The following is a 17,477-nucleotide window of genomic DNA, read 5'->3' as shown; positions in this document are numbered from 1 at the left end:
GATGAGCGATCGACCAGAGATCGAGATTCAACGACAGACCGCATTCGGTGACGATGGCCAACTCGAAGTAACCGAAACAAGCGTCGAGACCTCGCTTGAGGACTTCGGCGCTGACGTGGATCATCGTGACCGGGATTCACGTCTTGATCAGCCCGAGGCGTGTGAGTTCGGCGTCGACGATCGACCCGAAGTTGAGCAAACATCCGAGGGAGATCAGTCAACACTCTTCGCTGATACGGACGAGGATCAGCAGACCCTCGCTGGCGACGATGCAGCCGCTCGCTGTCTCTTCGAAGAATAGGCTTGCCTCTATCAGTTGGTTGTCTGATGAATTGTTATACTGAATTCTAACTTTGAAGCGACGTTGAGGGTCTAATAGCCGGTGGTGGTTTTTCGACCCCCAGCAGGGGTGCGGGGAATCCGAACGCCCGCATTCAACCGATGGAGACGAATTCGACTACCGACCCACGAGCAGTCGTACAGGATACGGATGAGCGATGTCAGGCGAGTACAGACCGCGTCGAGTACGTCGGGATGCGTGTCGACGGAACGCCAGTTGTCCTGAACCTCACCGCACACGAACGCCTCTCCCCCCATCAAAGTCTCGGTCTCGTGCGGCATAGCCCGGCGGGATTCGACTGGGGCTACGTCGGGAGCGGACCGGCACAGCTCGCCTGTGCGCTCCTCCTCGATTATACCGACGACGAAACTGTCGCCCAGCATCACTACATCCAGTTCCGCAACGACGTGGTCAGTCAGCTGGTGTGTGATGGCCCGGCCGACTGCTGGCACCTCACCGGGGAGGATATCGAGGCGGCACTCGCTGAATTCGAAGAGTACCGAGCACTCACGCCAGATGGTGGGACGCCGTCATCGTCACTACCGGCGAACTGGAGTGCGGTGAGCCGGACAGATCGGACAGTCTTCCAACGTCGGGATATCGACCACTACGTCGTCCTCGCCGAAGGGAGCGAGGAGTGGTTGATCATACTTTGTGCGCAGGGGGACCGGGCGTATCCCGCCCCACTCGACCATCGAACACTTCCGGTCGAGAACAATCCTGCTTCAACCGTGCAGGCACTCGTCGCTGAGAGTAACGATCTCGTCGAGCCAGAGGAGGACATCTGATGGAGAACATCCGACTCTCGCGGGCCACGTACCAACTCATCGAACGCGCCGTCACGGCGCTGGAGTGCATCGGCCGAGAACTCGAGCGATACAACGACCGGCATGAGCGAACAGCTGGGAAAGACACAGATGAGACGAATCCCAGCGAATCATGACTGACGAAGCGACGCTTGACTACTTCGAGGGCGAGAATTCAGCCGGTGAGTCTCGCTCGCTCACGCTGGAAGAGCGACTCCTCGCCCCGATATCCCCGTCCATCGGTCTGCGGGTGATTCCCGGTCGCGAGGATCCGCTCTATCTCCAAAATCGGGGAACAGAACGGTATCTTTTCCGCGACGATCACGACCGGTGGTTCATCCTTCAACCCTCGGCGAAGGACTCAGAAGAGGCGTTCGTCCGCTGGGTGTATCTCCCAGCAGACCGGCCCGAACGGCTGGCACAGTCAGCGCTTCGTCGACGGACAGTGACCGGCTATGATTATGTTCAGCGGTCGGCCGCACCAGATCCAGTCAGGTCGACGGTGACGGCGATGTTCGTCACGGAACGCTGGCCTGAGACCGCCTACGAGTGTGGGTCGTGTGAGACGCTGTTCGACACGTCACGAGAGCACGCCCTCCACTGCTGGGACGACCATCCGTGGGTGCCAAATCCTGAACAGGTGCGCCGTCGACGCGAAGCCGACGAGTGAATTGAAGAGCCGAAGCCAGGTGTCGGGACCGTCCAGATGATTAACCAACAGTACTGGATTTTTGGGTAGAATGTTGGTTAAGAGGTTGTTTTTGCGCCCGTGAGAGGGGCGCAGGGCGCGTGATGAGAGCGCTGTCGCGGGTGACGAATTCAATTTCGAGGAGACAAGATGAAAGACCCAGAATCCAGAACCGTGTTCGCCGGCGTCGACGGACGAACCGATACAGAACTACCCGACTGGTACCGCCGGAAGAAAACGGTCGACGAACCGAAGTCCTTCGCCGAGACGATTCGTGACCTCCCCCAGGCCGTCGAGACGACAGTCGCATACCGGAATCCCTACTCCGACGAGTGGGTCGAAACGGATCGCTTCAACGCCTTAGTCGAGCCGACGAGAGCGCGCGACCACGCGACAGACGATGAGCCCGGCGCAGACCCATTATTTCACGTCCCCACGGACAGTTACGCGATCATCAACCCGGTGGACGTGTACAGGCCCTTGGAAGAGGTCCTTCGCGAGGAGACCATCGACGGGACGCCGCTGGATGACGTGATGTTCGGCGAAATCCGGCGCTACCGGGGCGGTGGCGAGGTCCATATGGACGTGATGTTCGACGGCCTCGAAGTCCGGCTTCCCGGCCGGGCGGACCCGATCACGATGGCCGTGACCTCCGGCTACGACTTCTTCGGTGAGCACGCAGTCTACGTAGAGGGATTCGCTCAGGACGGGTACTGCTCGAATTCGATGCGCTCGCTCACCGATAAGGAGGTCATCAAGCACGTCGGGGACGTTCGGGACTTCCGGACCTGGTGGGAAGAGATTCTCGCACAGGTCGAGCTCGTCGCTGACGATCTCTTCGAGTTCATCCGAGATGCGCAGGAGATTGATCTCGAGTTCTCGGAGCTCCCGTTCACCGTCACGGAGTTCTACACCCTGCTGGGGTTCCCGGACTACCTGGCCGAGCGTGCCGCCGGCGATGCAGAAGCCAATGCGGCGTCCCCCTTCGAGATCGATATGTGGACGCTGCATTCCGGCGCGACGTACGCTCTCACCCACTTCTTCCAGGGGAAAGAGGGGGCGTCCCTCGATCAGTACGTTCGGATCGCCAACGACATCCTGTTCAACCCGGAAGGCACGATCGAGCGCGTTGAGCAGGCGTACGAGCAGCAGCTAGAGGCGGACGGGGAGGACGGGTCGCAAGCCTCGCTGGCCGGCGAACGAGCGCTGGCGAGCATCGAGCGCGTCAGCGACGACCTGCAGGAGAAAGTCGAGCAGTTCGAAGAACGTGAGGACGCACTGCGTGAGCGGTTCCAAGAGGCGATGGGCTAAGACCAGTTGAAGAGATGATTCGCCAGGCGTGCTTCCGTTCTAGCGGCTGGAATCCACTGCTGACAGTATTAAGTGAGTAGGGGCGTACCCAGAGACCATGTCTATTGAGCATAATCCGACTCTCGACGCGCGAGAGCCACAGCAGGGGGATATAGAGACTTTTGAAGAGTTGGAGCGTGGTGACTCTGTCAAATTCTTTGAGTGGCCCGTCGAGCCGTTGACTGTCATCGGTTGGGAAGAAGACGATAATGTCGGGAAGCGAGTACGAGTTGAAGCAGAAGGCGGCGAGTCGTTTCTCTACCAGGTAAACGGCCACCTCTGGCATTACGTCCCTGAGGACGAGTTCGCCGGCGAAGGCAATCCCTTTCCAGTCCAGAATCTCACAGTACTCGAATCCCCAGAGGCCTAACCAGACTTAAGGGGAGTCCGTGGAGAATTGGTTTCTCTTTTGCATTGGCCCGGTTTACGCATTTCCGCTATTTGCTGTCGCCCACTCGAGTAACGGTTCCAGTCGTGTTCGGACCTCGTAGCCATCCTCTGTCAACGCATATTCGACACGCGGTGGGATTTCGTTGTACTGCGTCCGGGAGACGAGCCCTGCCTCCTTGAATTCGTTTAGGCGTTTCGAGATTGTCGACGTGCTCGCCGTTGGGAGGTGGTCTTCGATCTCCGCGAACCGCAGTGAGTCGTGTGCGCCGATGATGCTGACGAGTTGCATCGCGTATTTTCGGCTCAACGTGTCGATAACTCCTGTAAGCGGACAGTAGCACGTCCCCTCAACATCGCACATTGGCGCCGGTGAAGTAGTATCTGCCATAGCTTCGTAGCCTCCAACCTACTCTATAGCTTCGGACTCTGGAGTATAAGAACTTCCCGTCGTAAAGTATAGGCACTGATGACCCACACCTCCGACTATGATCTAGTGATTCTCGGCGGTGGCGCCGCAGCGTTCGCCGCGATCACTGAAGCAAGTCGGCGGGACCTCTCGACAGCGATGGTGAACACCGGCCTGCCCATCGGTGGGACGTGCGTGAACGTCGGCTGTGTCCCGAGCAAGCATCTGCTCGCCGTCGCCGAGAGCGGCGCTGCAGCGTCGGAGAATCCCTTCGACGCCGTTCGATACCCTGAGGAACCGACTATCGACTGGGCCGACGCACTCGAGGGGACCGACGACCTCGTCGAGGGATTCCGCCAGGAGAACTACGTCGATGTCGCCGAACACTTCGAGACCGACATCTACGAGGGCTACGGCCAGCTGGTCGACGACACAACCATCGAGGTCGTCGACGGTCCCTACGAGGGCGCGCGCATCACTGGGGAGAAAGCGCTCGTCGCGACCGGAAGTTCACCATGGGCGCCACCCATCGACGGCCTCGACGACGTTGACTACTACACGAGCGAGACAATCCTTGAGGAGCGCGACCTTCCCGAAAGCATCGTGATGCTCGGTGGCGGATACATTGCGCTGGAGTGGGGCCAGATCCTCCACCGTGTCGGCGTCGACGTGACGGTTCTCCAGCGCTCCGGTCACGTGCTCTCAGATATGGAAGGTCAGCTCGGCCGGGAGATGCAAGGAGCCTTCAACGAGGAGGGAATCGACGTCGTGACCAGTAACGACTTCCAGCAGGTTCAGGATGTGGCTACCGACAGTGGTGCTGACCCTGGTCAGCAGGGCGTCGCTGTGGAGACTGTCATCGAGGGCGAGGAGCAAGCGTTCACCGCAGAGGCGTTATTCGTCGCGACCGGCGTCCAGCCCAACAGCGAGGACATCGGCTTGGAAGCAGTCGGCGTCGGGACCGAATCCGATGGCGCGATTCGCGTCGACGAGCATTTCCAGACGACGAACCCCGACATCTACGCGGCTGGCGACGTGATCGGCGAGCCCGAACTGGAGACGGTCGCCGCCAAGGAAGGCAACCACGCTGTCAAGAATGCCTTCGGCGACGAAAGCGTGGACATCGACTACGACGCCGTCCCGGCAGTCGTCTTCACCAGTCCCGAGGTAGCAGCCGTTGGGACAACTGAACGCGAATATATGGACGAACACGGTACCTGTTCCTGCCGGACGGTTCAGATGGAAGATGTCCCTCGGGCAAAGGCCGCCGAGAATACGGATGGACTCGTTCAGGTGGTGAAGCACCACGAGACTGACGAGATCGTCGGTGTCCACATGGTCGGCCCACGTGCCGCCGACATGATCATGGAAGCTACACTGGCTGTGAGGTTCGGGCTGACTGTCGACAACATCATCGATACTGTCCACCCGTTCCCGACGTTCTCCGAGGCGTTCAAACAGGCCTGTCAGGCGTTCCGTCGGGACACATCGACGATGAGCTGCTGTATCGAATGAAACGGGCTCATTGCCACTGGTAGCGAGATATCGTGAATCGAAGTTGCGTAGGAGGAGGAAATTCTGGTTTGAGATTCCAGCTGAGGATCATCGCTCGGCAGCCACCTTTTTTGGAAAACCAGCCGGCGCTGTATAGAGTATCGTTTTTGTTGGCCCTCAAGGGGTGGAGGGCACCGAAATGGAGAGAGCAGACGATGCCGAAAATGACGAATTCCCGCCAGAGAACCGGCTTGAAGCATCGAATACGCGCCTGGTCAAGGCAGGAATCGCGACGATTCCGGATATGGAGACCCTCCAGCAGTGTGTTGCCTACGAGAACGCCCACCAGAATCGGACGCAGATCCTGCGTCGGCTCCAGTGGAAAGCGGAAGAGTTGCGAGAAGACGAAGAGTGATACTCAGGACGATTTACTCAGCTGTGCTGATTTCGTCGAACAACGAGATAACCCGTTGTTCGATTTCGTCACGAATCTCGCGTACCCGGTCAAGGTCCTGGCCGTCAGGGTCCTCCAGGGCCCAATCACGAACATCGACGTCCTCGCCAACATCGCCTACATCGAGGGTCGAGCAGCCCATCGTAGCAACGTACTCGCAGGAGCGCAGTTCGTCCAGCGTGATCTCACGAGGCGTCCGGTCGGAGAGGTCAAATCCCTCCTCGGCCATCACCTCGACGACTTCGTCGTGGACGTGGTCGGCCGGGTGAGTTCCGCCGGTGAGGATCTCGATGCGGTCCTCGAGGCCACGTCGTTCTCGTTCACGTTCTGCAAACGCCGTGGACATCTGCGAGCGGCCAGCGTTCTGGACGCACATGAAGGCGATACGAATCAGGTCCTCTGTTTCAGTGTTGGTTGACATAGGTTTGAGGGGTTAGTCGTCAGTCGTCGGTTCAGATGCGGAGGAATCGAGGCTCCCAGTGTCGAAGCCGCCCCAGTCGAACTTCCGCTGGAAGTACAGGGCGACGTTGACCAGCGCAAGCAGGACGGGGACCTCGATGAGTGGGCCGACAACCGTTGCGAATGCGACGCCGGAGCCGACACCGAACACGGCCACGGCAACAGCGATGGCCAGCTCGAAGTTGTTTGACGCCGCCGTGAATCCGATTGCAGTTGTCGTCGAGTAATCCGCGCCGATGCCCCGCCCCATCCCGAAGCTCACGAGAAACATCACGACGAAGTAGATCGTCAGGGGCACCGCGATTAGGAGCACGTCACCGGGCGAGGCGACGATGTTCTCACCTTGCGTGGCGAACATCACGATGACGGTGAACAGCAACGCAATGAGCGTCAACGGATCGATTTTTGGGATAAACTCGTCGTCGTACCAGGCTTCACTCTTGGCACGCGTGCCAACGTAGCGTGTCAGGAACCCAGCGGCGAACGGAATCCCGAGGAAGACCACGATTGCCTCGAACACCTGGATTGGGGTGATGTCGAAGGTCGTGATGCCGGCGACCAGGGACTCCATCCCCAGTAGGGGCGGCAAGAAGAGCGCGAAGAACCAGACGTAGACGCCGTACGTGATGATCTGGAAGAGGCTGTTGAACGCGACCAAGCCGGTGACGTACTCGGTCGACCCCTCCGCGAGTTCGTTCCAGACGAGCACCATCGCGATACACCGGGCCATCCCGATGAACACGAGCCCGAGGAAGTATTCGGGACGCGCCGGAAGCCCCGGGACGAGCCCGCTGAAGAAGATGACTGCGAGCCCGAACATCAGTGTCGGGCCGATCAGCCAGTTCTGGATAAGGCTCAACCCGAGCACGCGCCAGTTGCTGAAGACGGTCCGAAGTTGCGAGTAATCGGCCTTCGCAAGCGGCGGGTACATCATCAGAACCAGCCCGATCTCGACGAGGTGGAAATTCTGAATCGGTTGGGTCACCGACGGGGCGACGAAACCGAGTCCCACGCCGATTGCCATCGCGCCGAAGATCCAGACGGTGAGGTACTTATCGAGAAAGTCCATCGACCGCGGGTCGCCACAGCTCTCACAGTCGCAATTGGGACCGTGGTCGTGGGCGTCGACATTACTCATCGCTCACACTCCCCTCAAGGACAGTGACGAGCGCAACAGCTCGGTTGGTGGCCCGGTACTTCTTCCACCGGCCGTCCTTGCGGCCGTCGACCAGTCCGGCATCCACGAGCTGTGAGAGCGCGTGACTGAGCCCGCTCTCGGTCACGTCGACGACGGCATTCAGTTCACAAACGCAGAGCTCCTCCCCTGCGGCGACGAGAACGCGGACGAGTGTATATCTCATCTCGTTGGAGAGTGCCGAAAGCACATCGAGTTCAGCGCCCATTTGCGCTGTCCCGAGTGCCGCTTCAAGGGTGCTGAGTTCGTCGAGGCGGCGCTCGACATCCTCACTGCGACACTCCCCGAGTTCGTCATCGAGATAGCGTCGAAGTCGTTCCGTAGCTTGTGCCATCGGTGTTGAATTGAGTGGATTCTCAAATAATGGTTTCGATACAGTCGACAGGTAGCCCGAACGAGCCCCTCCCTGATTGGGTAACACCAATTTCTGAGAACGGACGGAAAGCATTATACTTGAATACTTTCTAAACCGAGATATGGAGGCGAACTCAGTGAGCGAATCCCAGCTCGATCGTGCCAGTGAGAGTAGCCGCAAGCAGCGTGACGGAACGGAATTTATCGGCGGCTACGGCAAGAAAACGGGAGACTCGGACCTCCTCTTCATCGAAGGACAGTTGCCGGAAGAAGGAGACCGGATCGCGAGCGATGCGTCCCCTCAGCGTCAGCTTGACTTGTGTTTACAGAACCTCGAAACCGAGCTCAAACGGCAGGGGAAAGAGATGAGTGACGTTCTACAGCTCACCATGTATCTCGCCGAGATGGATGCATACGAGCGTGTGAACGACACCTATGAGCAGTACTTCGATGAAACGTATCCCGCCCGGACGACGGTTGGCGTCTGTGACCTGCTCGGCGATGCGACAGTGACCGTTGATGCCGTCGTTGCCATCGAATAACGCCAAGGCAGTCGTCACAGATACCTCCTCAACAAGAGGGTATGATCAAATCGCGACCCAATCTGAGACCGTAGAAGACGCATCTATCTCCACTCATCTATAGAGAAGTCCGTCGAATTCTCAGAGGATATGACGGGAGGACGATTCTGAGGAGAGCAGTCCATCATCTTCGTCCAAACTCAGCCACTCGTTCAGTGGATATTCGAATTCTTCGTGAACGAGGTGCTCCCATGATTAACCAACAAGCACGGGACTTGCTCAATATTGTTGGTTAATTTCTATGCGGCCAGTCGTTTTTCTCGCCCCCATCAGGGGACGCGGGGCAGCCAGCAGCGGCCTCGCGAGCCTAATCATGTCCCCCGAGCTGAGCTCCAGCGCCAGCACCGCCCGCGAAATCGCCGCCGCCAGACAGGCAGACTACGTGGCGTTTCTGCATCGAGCCCCGTTTGTCGTCGACGCTTTCGACCTCGGGTTCCTTCCCGGCTTTCGCGAGGACTGTGGGTACCAAGAGGCGCAGTATCAGAACCTTAGCCTCCCCGTTGGGATGCTCGACAACGATTTCCGGAATCCCGATCTGGAGCGGTTCGTCGACCGTTTCTTCGAGTACGAACCTCAGGTCGGGGTCATCGGGGACGTCGACGAAATCGACGACGTCGACGCCCACGTCGCTGCGGCTCGTGAGATCCAAGCGAGCTATCCAGAGGCCGAGATCATCGTCGTTCCGAAGTCGCGGGCGGTGATCGACGTGATACCCGAGCCCCTCGTCCTCGGGTATTCACGGGGATACGCCGACCGCCTGGCCCACGAGTTCTCTGACCCTGCCGATTGGAGAGGTCGGCGCGTCCACATCCTCGGCGGGAGTCCGCCCAAGCAGCTCGACGCCATTCGACAGCTGACCAGGCCGACACTCACGGATGAGCCACCAGCCGACATCGTCGGCGTCGACTGGAACGGGCTGCATCGCGGCGCGCAGTTCGGTGAGTTCTGGACGGCCGACGGCTGGGACGACAGCGGTCGCGACGCCGACCACGTCACCGTCCGAAAGACGGTGCGCCACAGCCTCGCTCGCGTTCGTGAGTTTTGGAGGACCCACGGAATCTGGCCCGAAACGACACCGCGAGACGAGGGGCTGACCGTCGAGTACAAGGGTCCGAGTCCTGCCGATCTCGAGGACGCCGCTTGTACCGAGTGCGGGACGAACGTCTGGCAAACTCGACGCGGCCCGTACGTTGCCGAATACGATACCGGCGCAATCTATGGATACTGCACCTACGAGTGCTACTTCAGCCACCGTCACCGGAACAACCTGGAGGAAATCGCCGGCGAGCAGAGCGTCTACCTCCCGCCGGCGTGACTTCGCGACCTGTTTATTGTGCCCCCGAGAGGGCGAGGGCTCCTTCGAAAGCTCTCAGAGGTGACTTCCAGTGAGTCAACAACAGAGTCCCGACAACGTCTCGATCGACGAGATCCCGGTCGATATCGACAACACGCAATCAGCGGAGGTCGATTCCGCCGACGTGCCCGACGAAATCGAATCCATCACCCGTGGGCTCGCCGGTGAGCAGCCGCCGACGAATCCGCTGGTCGTGTTGAAAGCGGCCCGGTGGTGGTACATTCACGGCAAGGGCGGCACAGATCCCGCCTTCCAATGGGCCATCGAGTGGGCACGTCACCTTGCGACCGACACCCCCAGTGACGTCGAGCGGTTCGACGAGTTCCTCGAGTACCTCGTCTCGGTTGGCTTTGCGGACGAACGCCACGAGCTCCGCTGACTGAAGTCCATCGTCCGGATCGCGGGAGGGCGTAGCTCAGTCACTCTGCCCAACATCAAGATCAAGGAGCTGGTCGGACGAATCCGGCACCAACCACGCTGGGACGACTCGTGTGAGGACGACCATCCCCGTCAATTCGACGAGCGTCTGGGTGACGACGACCGCTGGTGCGAGCGCATAGCCCGACGGGAGCGCGAGCGCGAGCGGAAGTATGACCAGCGAGTTCCGGGTGACGGAGGTGAACACGAGCGCCCGACTCTCGCCAGCCTCCATCCCGAGCACTCCAGCGACGAATCGGCCGAGCAACGGCATTATTACCAAGAACGCCACATAGACGGGGACGACCGAGGCGATCTGTCCGATCGAATCCTGCACGCGCGGCAGTTGGGAGGCAATCACGACGAACAGCGTCGCCCCCATCATCGGAACCGGCAACCAGCCCATCGTATCCTGCCACTGATCGCCGCGCTCGGAGTGCTCTGCCCAGTACTCAGTCGCCCACGCGAGCGTCAGCGGGAGCGCAATAATGACGACGAACGCCTCGATGAACGGCCCGGCTTCGATAAACTCGGCCACCTGCTGGCCCATAAACAGCCAGAGGTACAGCGGGAGCAACAACAGCTGGATAAGCATCAACGCCGGCGTCGCGGCCGTGATCTGTTCGGCGTCACCGTCGGCGAGTTCAGTGAACGTGATGACGTAGTCGATACACGGCGTCAACAACACCATAAACGCGCCGACGAGTAGCACGGGCTCCTGCGGAAGGAACCGCGTGAGGCCGAACACGACGACCGGCACGACCACGAAGTTCATACCCAGCGCAGCCGCCATGAATCGCCCGTTCCGGAAGGCACGCCGGATCCGGACGAACGGAATCTCGAGGAATGTGACGTACAACAGTACGGCTAAGACAGGATTGATGAGCGGTTCCAGCACCGAGCTCGCACTCGGGAGCCCGAGCCCGACCCCAATCGCGAGGAGAACGGCGACGGCGTAGATCGCGACCTGATTGTGCTGAATCCACTGTTTCGAGAGTGTGGTCATAGATGAGCGGAGAGAGGGGCCAGTACCGATGTCGATCAACCCGACCCTCGTTTTGTAGAGATGGTAGGAGCAGTCGTAAGTCCCCATCGGTGACCGAGCTGTCGTAAGAGTTCTTCGAGTGTTCTCCCGCAGAGTCGCTAAAATCAGTCAGTTGCGCTGTGGAGATGTGTTTTTTGAACGCCCCTGAGGGGTGCGGCGCGGTCTGAACAGACGCAGTCGCCGTGAACGTGATTCGGTGAACACAATGGCTACGACCAGTGATTCGTCGGTCTCCTTCGACCAGACCGACACGCGATCAGACGAGATGAACAGTACCATCGAACAGTGGATCGACGAGCTCGTCGCCGGCGTCGACGACGCGCAAGCCAGCGCGGAGTTCCAGGAGTGGCTGGACGTCCAGAGTCGTTTCCACGACTACTCCTACCGGAACACGCTCCTCATCAAGCGGCAGTGTCCCGAGGCGAGCCGGGTGGCGGGCTACCGGACGTGGCAGGAGGAGTTCGACCGCCACGTCACGGAGGGTGAGTCGGCCATCTGGATCTGGGCGCCAATCATCGCGAAACAGTGCCCGGAGTGCGAGAACTCCCCGAGCTACCACGAGGACAGCGACTGTGACTACGATGAGACGTCGCCCGAGGAGTGGTCCGAGGGCCTGGTCGGGTTCAAGCCCGCGCCGGTGTTCGACATCTCCCAGACCGAGGGCGAGCCGCTTCCCGACCTGGACACAGAAGCAACCGGGGACGCCGGCGGCCTCGTCGAGCAGTTGACTGCCGCCGCTGACGACCTCGGCGTGACGGTGCGGATCGTTCCAGCCGAGGAGTGGACCCACGGCGAGGCGAAGGGCATCTGCGAGCAGCTGAGTCTCGTCGACGTTCAGCCGCTCGTCGAGGTGCGTGATCGGGAGAACGAGGCCGACCTCGCGCGGACGCTGATTCACGAGTACGCCCACGCTCTGCTCCACTTCGACGTCGACGACGACACCGAGCGGGCGAAACGCGAAGTCGAGGCCGAAGCCGTCGCGTACGTCGTCGGGCGGTACTGCGGGCTCGACACTAGTGGGTCGGCGTTCTACCTCGCTGCGTGGGAGTCGGACGATCCCGAGGTCGTTCGCGAGCGGCTCGGACGGATCAGTTCCACAGCAGAAGAGCTCATCGACGTGCTCGAAAGCGAATCCTCGTCCTAACACAGTTAACCAACAGAGTGATGGGGTCCTTCCGTTGTGTTGGTTAAGTTTTTTGCGCCCGCCGAGGGGCGGAGGCGCGTTCTGACCTCCGTCGAATGATGACTGAACCCTATCTCACGACGGTCCTCGAGGAAGCCGAGCACGTTGCCGAGCAGCACGACCAGGTCGCTCGAACGACAGACAACCAAGCCCACGAGTACCTCCGATACGCCGTTCTTCGGGTGCTTGAAGGAGAGGCGGACCACCTCCCAGCAGACTGGACGCCGATCGACGGCGTGACCGTCGGCTACGGGAGCGATGAGGCGATGTTCAACAGCTGGGGCTCCAGCGAAGACTGGTGGGAGACCGTCCCGCCGCAAGAAGCGTGTACCCGCTTCCGGGTGTTCTTCCCGGACGACCACCAGACGGTCCCCCGCGACATCGTCGACGTGATGGCCACGCTCGGTGCCTGGCGCGTCTGGACCGGGAGCGCAGCCGCGTGCGGCTCCTATGACCATCGCGAGCGCCGCGAAGTCCACTACCTGTGGCCGGAAGGCCATCCGGTGGAGGAAGTGCTCCACGAGCGGCTCAGGGGGCCTGCGGAAGCCATCGCTCCCGACGGTGGCCGAACGGGCGATGTTCGCGACCGACTGGTCGTCGACGAGAACGCACAGTCGGAGGACGATCTTGAGCCCCGCACGAAGCGTGCCGTCGCCGAAGCGATGGACATCTCACTCCTCTCGAAGGGTGGCCGCTACGAGGTACAGTCTGCGTCCGGGAACCGGTACGAAGTCGACGTCATCGACGAATCGTGTACCTGTCCCGACTGGCAGCAACGTTCACCCGAAGGCGGCTGCAAGCACCTGCGCCGCGTCGATCACGAGATCAAACGGGGCCGCGTTCCCCGACCAGACGGCCGCCTTCCCTCCCCGTAGTCGTGGCCAGACTACTCCACGGGACGGACTGTGTCGCCATCCCGACGGACCCGGTCGAACGTTGAGAGATACGCGATCCGGTCGTGAACCTCCTCGTCATCCAGCTCCAGTTCCGCGGCCAGTTCGTCGACGGTCATCGGTTCATCGAGTGCCTGGAGGACTTCGAGCCCCCGGTAGTACCTATTCGTGAGCTCTTGGACGTGGCCCTCGATCGGCGTGGTCACTCCGTACCGCTCCTCGAGTTCGACCAGGGCCTCGTTCGCGAACGTGGCGAACTGATCGTCACCCAGGCGTTCGATCTGGGCTTCGAGTTCATCCCGGACGACGTCGTAATCGAGCCCGGCCTGCACGAGCATATTCATGTCCTCGATGTCGTCATCGCGGCCTGCGATTGCCTTGAACAGGAAAATATCCTCGTTGCTGACCAGCCGGACCGTCAGTCGATCCGTGTCGAGGAACTGCTCGCTGCGCTGTTGCATCCCGTCGGTGAGCACGAGCTTGTTCGCGACCTGCTGGTTGAAGATGTCGAGGCGACACCCGTCGTCGTTCTCGACGCAGTTCGTCGCGCCAAGCGCCCGGTAATCTGGATCCAGCGACTGGACCTCCGCATACCCGAGGTCCATCAGGACCGCCCACAGCTGACCGTACGCGTCGCCATCTGGGACGACCAGGTCGATATCTTTCGTCGCCCCCTTGAGGTCGCGCAGCGACATCGCGCCACCACCGATCAGGTAGACCGTGAGCGGTTCAGATAGCCCGTTCCCGATTCGCTGGAATTCGTTCTCGATGTACTCGCGTCCGAATGTTGGTCTCATTGTGGTAGTGGCACCTCGTAGTCAGCCGCCAGTTTTTGAAACTCGTCCCACTCCGGGAGCCGGTCGTCGTCGACCTCGCCGTGCGTCTCGAGGTAGCGGAGCAGGGCGTCGATTTCGTCTTCGAGACCATACTTCGCCGCCTGATCTCGGAGGTCCGCCTCGTCGACGTCGACGTGGCTGAGCAGGAGGAGACAGTACGAGCGGTGGCGGCTGCCGTCGTCGATCAGTAGTGTGTGACAGCAAAGTTCCGCCGGCGAGACTGCGTCGAGATCCTCGGAGTAGAAGTAGTAGCGATGGCCGGTGAGCAGGAACTGGAGGTCGAAGCCCGCGAATCGAGCGAGGCCGGTTTCGTGGAACGCCTCCGCATCGATCTCTGTCTCGGTCTGGGCGAGGAATTCGTCGTAGTCCTCCCAGAGAATCGTGCCCTTCGGGGCGACGGCTTCGAGGCGGTGGCGATGCAGATGGTGTGCGAGTTCACGGGCGAACTCGTGGAGGCGGTCGAAGTCGGCGTTGAACTCGTAGTGGCCGTCGGCCGTCCCGACGAGCCCACGGTCGCGAAACCGCTTGAGGACGCGGTTGACCGTGTTGCGGTAGTTGTCGCTCCGGTCGGCGATCTCGGAGACGGTTCGCGGCTGGTCGAGGTAGTACAGCACCTCGAGTGTCTTCCCGGTCAGCAGCTCGGGGAAGTCGATATGGGAGTGCTGGCGGACGAGGTCCCGGTAGAGTTCGACGGCGCGAGCATCCGACGGAACGACTCGTTTTCGCCGCCCGTCGCGTTCCGTGTAGACGAGTCCCTTTTCGACGAGGTCGGCGACGGCACGAGAGAGGTAGCTCTCGCTGTGGTTGTGCTTCGTCGCGAGTTCGGAGATCGTGTCGCCGCGGTCGACCGTGGCGAGGACCTCGAGTTCGATGCGCCGGAGCACGGTGTAACATAGTACGAAACTTGTATATAAAGAAGTTTCGAGTAGTGTTACAGTCAGCAGGCACGAGAGTCGTCTCCATCGCCTTAACCAACAAAACTATGGATTCGTGGGACGTGTTGGTTAACACGAGAGTAGCCGATGTCCTACGAACCCCCGGCCCCACCGGCGAACCTCCCGACGGAGATCGTCAACACGCTCAACGAGTCGAGCCCGGAGCAGCTCCGAGACGTTGCGACGTACGCTGAAGCGCTCGCCGAGCACAAGGAACGAGAGGCCCGTCTCGAGGAGTCGGCAGATCAAGAAGAGGTCGAGGAGCGCCCCGATGACCTCCCAGACGACGTGCCGGCGAAGGCGACGATCACGATCAAGGAGATCAACGACAACCGCTACTACTACTGGCAGTGGCGGGAAGGCGATTCGGTGACGTCGAAGTACAAAGGGCCAGTGAATCCCGACGAGTAAACGAGATGGAACTGAAGCCTGATGTCGTTTCAACGTGATTCATAGCGTAGCAGATGACACCCCCCAGAGTGTGAATGGAATCAGTTTACCCGACACCCCTCGGTGTGAATGGGCTACCAACCGGCACTCTCTAACGAGACTTCACGTCGAGAGAAGACAGAGCAACACGCGGATAGATTACGCCTCGTTTACCCCCACACCCCTCAGTGTGAATGGTCCACCACCCAGGGTACCGCGATTAAGAAGCCCTTAACAGCAGAAGTCCTCACGCCGTAGGGAGGGTTCTCGCCTCAGTGGCGAACCTTCGGCTTCGGCACAAGGCCTCGCCTTTCAGAATGCGTCTACTCGGCGGACTGTTTAGACTGTAGTATAATAAAGATAACTACAGCTGCGGTGCGGTGCAGTAGCGGGTCGGGCCAGCTGCCGGGGAAGAACGTGTAAGCCGCTCTCCGTGCCGTACTAGGTCCTTCAGACAAACGACCCTGCTTCCTCGACTCCCGCTCTATCCCTACAACCGTCGTATCCTATGGGGGACCATTCACACCGAGGGGTGGGGGTGTCACCATCCCATCAACGTCTGGAGTTCCGGCGTCGAGTTGATCAGTCCAGTTCGTGTACTCTCGACGTCTCCTTGGAGCGAATACGACCTGAACTTCCCCTGATCTCCCCCCTCCTTCTTTTTCGATTCGAGAACTCCTGTCGTCACGTGCTTGTTCAGAAGCTCAAGTGCACGATTGTACCCCTTGGGTTCTACTTCGACGTCCCGTGCTACTGTTTGGTAAACCTCGTGAATCTCTGACGTCCGGAACCATTCTTTCTCCGGGTTATTCCGGTCAAGACGTGTGAGAGCAAACAGGAGTAATTTCCCGGACAACGGAGTCCCTTTCACCATCTCCATAAAGAGCTCAACTTCGACGAGTTCGTCAGCTTCGAGAACGTGATTCGCGGTCACGATATCATCGCCTTCTTCGTCGGCGATCTCGCCCGCATTCCGGAACAATCGGACTGCTCGTCGAGCGTCACCGTGTTCTTCAGCTGCGAGTTCAGCTGTGGTTGGAATCACTTCCTCATCGAGGACACCGTCATAAAATGCGTCCCGTCGATTTTCGAGGATTGCAATGAGCTGGTCTTCTTCGTACGGCGTGAACGTTCGGTGTTCTGGCTGGAGAGTCGATTGAACCCGTGACTCGATTTCTCCTTTGAATTCGATGTCGTTCGAAATCCCGATTGTAAGGACTGGGAAGTCAACGTCGTCTTTTGATTGTGACCGTGATAGCGTGTAGAGGACTTCGTTCACTTCTCCGTGCTTGTCGATTTCATCGATAATGACGACAAGACCGCCAGAAAACTCCCGCTGAACAACGGGCCACAATTTCTGATCCCGATAATGCTCGGCTGAGAGGCCCTGATAGGGGACATCAAGCGGATTCTCTGCTTTCGCGTTCACCTGCTCTGCAATCTTTCGGAAGGTGGAGGTATACGTAGAGATGGGGTCTGGGTTAATGTAGGCAGTAACGATGGGGGAGTCCGTTCCTGCAGTTGCTGCTTCAAGCCGCTCGCAGACGTGTCTTGCAACTAGTGTCTTCCCCGTCCCGGTTTCGCCCCACTCCAGGACGTTATCCGGGACGCTATTTGTCCGCATTTTTCGGAGATTCTTGGCCAAGAACGTGATATGGTCGTCTCGTCCGACAATTCGATTGGCGTCAGGAACGTTATCGATCTCGAGCAACCACGGTTTCTCAAAAATATCCGATTCATCTTCGCTATCCCCCTCGTCGACATTTAATATCTCGTCGACGGTGGTTTGTGTGGAATCGTTGTTTGGCATGAGCGGACCAATTCGCCCCATTCACATATAGGTTGTCCACCCTCGGTGTGATTGATTT

22 protein-coding genes are annotated in these 17,477 nt (G+C 59.7%); 14 read left to right on the top strand and 8 right to left on the bottom strand.

The annotated features are described in order from the left end of the window. The first annotated feature begins 1 nt into the window (after position 1). From NATPE_RS19820 to NATPE_RS19800, 6 genes are all read left to right on the top strand, one after another. On the top strand, positions 2-301 hold the full coding sequence (locus tag NATPE_RS19820) for a hypothetical protein (protein WP_006183440.1): 300 nt from the start codon (positions 2-4) through the stop codon (positions 299-301). Positions 302-441: 140 nt separating this feature from the next. Beyond that, positions 442-1,128 carry a DUF6166 domain-containing protein gene (locus NATPE_RS19815; RefSeq protein ID WP_006183439.1) on the top strand — a complete coding sequence of 229 codons (687 nt, stop codon included), beginning with the start codon at positions 442-444 and terminating at the stop codon, positions 1,126-1,128. Further along, entirely contained in the window at positions 1,128-1,283 is a 156-nt protein-coding gene (locus tag NATPE_RS22870; protein ID WP_006183438.1) for a hypothetical protein, read from the top strand. The genes NATPE_RS19815 and NATPE_RS22870 overlap by 1 nt, the downstream gene beginning before the upstream one ends. Next, the gene (locus NATPE_RS19810) at positions 1,280-1,816 is read left to right on the top strand and encodes a hypothetical protein (RefSeq protein ID WP_006183437.1); all 537 of its coding nucleotides are present in this window, start codon (positions 1,280-1,282) and stop codon (positions 1,814-1,816) included. Before NATPE_RS22870 ends, NATPE_RS19810 begins: the two co-directional genes overlap by 4 nt. 168 nt (positions 1,817-1,984) lie before the next feature. Further along, positions 1,985-3,145 carry a hypothetical protein gene (locus NATPE_RS19805; protein WP_006183436.1) on the top strand — a complete coding sequence of 387 codons (1,161 nt, stop codon included), beginning with the start codon at positions 1,985-1,987 and terminating at the stop codon, positions 3,143-3,145. 97 nt (positions 3,146-3,242) lie between these two features. Then, a complete protein-coding gene (locus NATPE_RS19800; protein WP_006183435.1) occupies positions 3,243-3,554 on the top strand; it encodes a hypothetical protein in 312 nt (103 codons plus the stop codon). Between the two features lie 54 nt (positions 3,555-3,608). On the opposite strand, the gene NATPE_RS19795 is transcribed toward NATPE_RS19800, so the two are convergent. Beyond that, the gene (locus tag NATPE_RS19795) at positions 3,609-3,962 is read right to left on the bottom strand and encodes a winged helix-turn-helix transcriptional regulator (RefSeq protein WP_081597659.1); all 354 of its coding nucleotides are present in this window, start codon (positions 3,960-3,962) and stop codon (positions 3,609-3,611) included. Between the two features lie 78 nt (positions 3,963-4,040). Between NATPE_RS19795 and merA the strand changes: the two genes are divergently transcribed. Continuing rightward, on the top strand, positions 4,041-5,495 hold the full coding sequence (merA, locus tag NATPE_RS19790; protein ID WP_006183433.1) for a mercury(II) reductase: 1,455 nt from the start codon (positions 4,041-4,043) through the stop codon (positions 5,493-5,495). Between the two features lie 178 nt (positions 5,496-5,673). Continuing rightward, positions 5,674-5,889 (top strand): hypothetical protein, encoded by a 216-nt coding sequence (locus NATPE_RS19785; RefSeq protein ID WP_015299290.1) that lies wholly within the window; start codon positions 5,674-5,676, stop codon positions 5,887-5,889. Positions 5,890-5,902: 13 nt separating this feature from the next. Here the strand turns inward: NATPE_RS19785 and NATPE_RS19780 are convergent, their stop codons facing one another. The 3 genes from NATPE_RS19780 to NATPE_RS19770 are packed head-to-tail and all read right to left on the bottom strand — an operon-like array spanning position 5,903 to position 7,916. Beyond that, positions 5,903-6,349 carry a low molecular weight phosphatase family protein gene (locus NATPE_RS19780; RefSeq protein ID WP_006183431.1) on the bottom strand — a complete coding sequence of 149 codons (447 nt, stop codon included), beginning with the start codon at positions 6,347-6,349 and terminating at the stop codon, positions 5,903-5,905. Between the two features lie 12 nt (positions 6,350-6,361). Next, the gene (arsB, locus tag NATPE_RS19775) at positions 6,362-7,525 is read right to left on the bottom strand and encodes an ACR3 family arsenite efflux transporter (protein ID WP_015299289.1); all 1,164 of its coding nucleotides are present in this window, start codon (positions 7,523-7,525) and stop codon (positions 6,362-6,364) included. Continuing rightward, positions 7,518-7,916, bottom strand: a complete 399-nt coding sequence (locus NATPE_RS19770) for an ArsR/SmtB family transcription factor (protein WP_006183429.1) — start codon at positions 7,914-7,916, stop codon at positions 7,518-7,520. Before NATPE_RS19770 ends, arsB begins: the two co-directional genes overlap by 8 nt. Before the next feature lie 142 nt (positions 7,917-8,058). Between NATPE_RS19770 and NATPE_RS19765 the strand changes: the two genes are divergently transcribed. The 3 genes from NATPE_RS19765 to NATPE_RS19755 all read left to right on the top strand — a co-directional run bounded on the left by NATPE_RS19765 (position 8,059) and on the right by NATPE_RS19755 (position 10,250). Continuing rightward, positions 8,059-8,478, top strand: a complete 420-nt coding sequence (locus tag NATPE_RS19765) for a RidA family protein (protein ID WP_006183428.1) — start codon at positions 8,059-8,061, stop codon at positions 8,476-8,478. A gap of 352 nt (positions 8,479-8,830) precedes the next feature. Beyond that, complete coding sequence (locus NATPE_RS19760; RefSeq protein WP_015299288.1) at positions 8,831-9,832, top strand: DUF6610 family protein; 1,002 nt, start codon at positions 8,831-8,833, stop codon at positions 9,830-9,832. A 70-nt stretch (positions 9,833-9,902) separates the two neighbouring features. Further along, positions 9,903-10,250 (top strand): hypothetical protein, encoded by a 348-nt coding sequence (locus NATPE_RS19755; protein ID WP_006183426.1) that lies wholly within the window; start codon positions 9,903-9,905, stop codon positions 10,248-10,250. A gap of 36 nt (positions 10,251-10,286) precedes the next feature. Here the strand turns inward: NATPE_RS19755 and NATPE_RS19750 are convergent, their stop codons facing one another. After that, positions 10,287-11,294 (bottom strand): arsenic resistance protein, encoded by a 1,008-nt coding sequence (locus tag NATPE_RS19750; protein ID WP_049804980.1) that lies wholly within the window; start codon positions 11,292-11,294, stop codon positions 10,287-10,289. Between the two features lie 244 nt (positions 11,295-11,538). Between NATPE_RS19750 and NATPE_RS19745 the strand changes: the two genes are divergently transcribed. Both NATPE_RS19745 and NATPE_RS19740 read left to right on the top strand, forming a co-directional pair. Continuing rightward, entirely contained in the window at positions 11,539-12,477 is a 939-nt protein-coding gene (locus tag NATPE_RS19745; protein WP_006183424.1) for an ArdC-like ssDNA-binding domain-containing protein, read from the top strand. Positions 12,478-12,575: 98 nt separating this feature from the next. Continuing rightward, positions 12,576-13,391 (top strand): hypothetical protein, encoded by an 816-nt coding sequence (locus NATPE_RS19740; RefSeq protein ID WP_006183423.1) that lies wholly within the window; start codon positions 12,576-12,578, stop codon positions 13,389-13,391. Positions 13,392-13,402: 11 nt separating this feature from the next. Here NATPE_RS19740 and NATPE_RS19735 read toward each other — a convergent pair whose 3' ends face one another. Then, positions 13,403-14,206 (bottom strand): DUF6036 family nucleotidyltransferase, encoded by an 804-nt coding sequence (locus NATPE_RS19735; RefSeq protein WP_015299286.1) that lies wholly within the window; start codon positions 14,204-14,206, stop codon positions 13,403-13,405. Continuing rightward, positions 14,203-15,129 carry a MarR family transcriptional regulator gene (locus NATPE_RS19730; protein WP_006183421.1) on the bottom strand — a complete coding sequence of 309 codons (927 nt, stop codon included), beginning with the start codon at positions 15,127-15,129 and terminating at the stop codon, positions 14,203-14,205. Before NATPE_RS19730 ends, NATPE_RS19735 begins: the two co-directional genes overlap by 4 nt. Positions 15,130-15,267: 138 nt before the next feature. Here NATPE_RS19730 and NATPE_RS19725 point away from each other — a divergent pair, with 138 nt between their 5' ends. Beyond that, positions 15,268-15,591: a hypothetical protein gene (locus NATPE_RS19725; protein ID WP_006183420.1), complete on the top strand. Its 324-nt coding sequence runs from the start codon at positions 15,268-15,270 to the stop codon at positions 15,589-15,591. Positions 15,592-16,150: 559 nt separating this feature from the next. Here the strand turns inward: NATPE_RS19725 and NATPE_RS19720 are convergent. Then, on the bottom strand, positions 16,151-17,419 hold the full coding sequence (locus NATPE_RS19720) for an orc1/cdc6 family replication initiation protein (protein WP_015299284.1): 1,269 nt from the start codon (positions 17,417-17,419) through the stop codon (positions 16,151-16,153). Positions 17,420-17,477 lie beyond the last annotated feature (58 nt).

Origin of the sequence: Natrinema pellirubrum DSM 15624 (assembly GCF_000230735.2) — an archaeon.
GTDB lineage: Archaea > Halobacteriota > Halobacteria > Halobacteriales > Natrialbaceae > Natrinema > Natrinema pellirubrum.
Note: the sequence above shows the minus strand (reverse complement) of the source record. Positions and strands in the feature narration are given on the sequence as shown.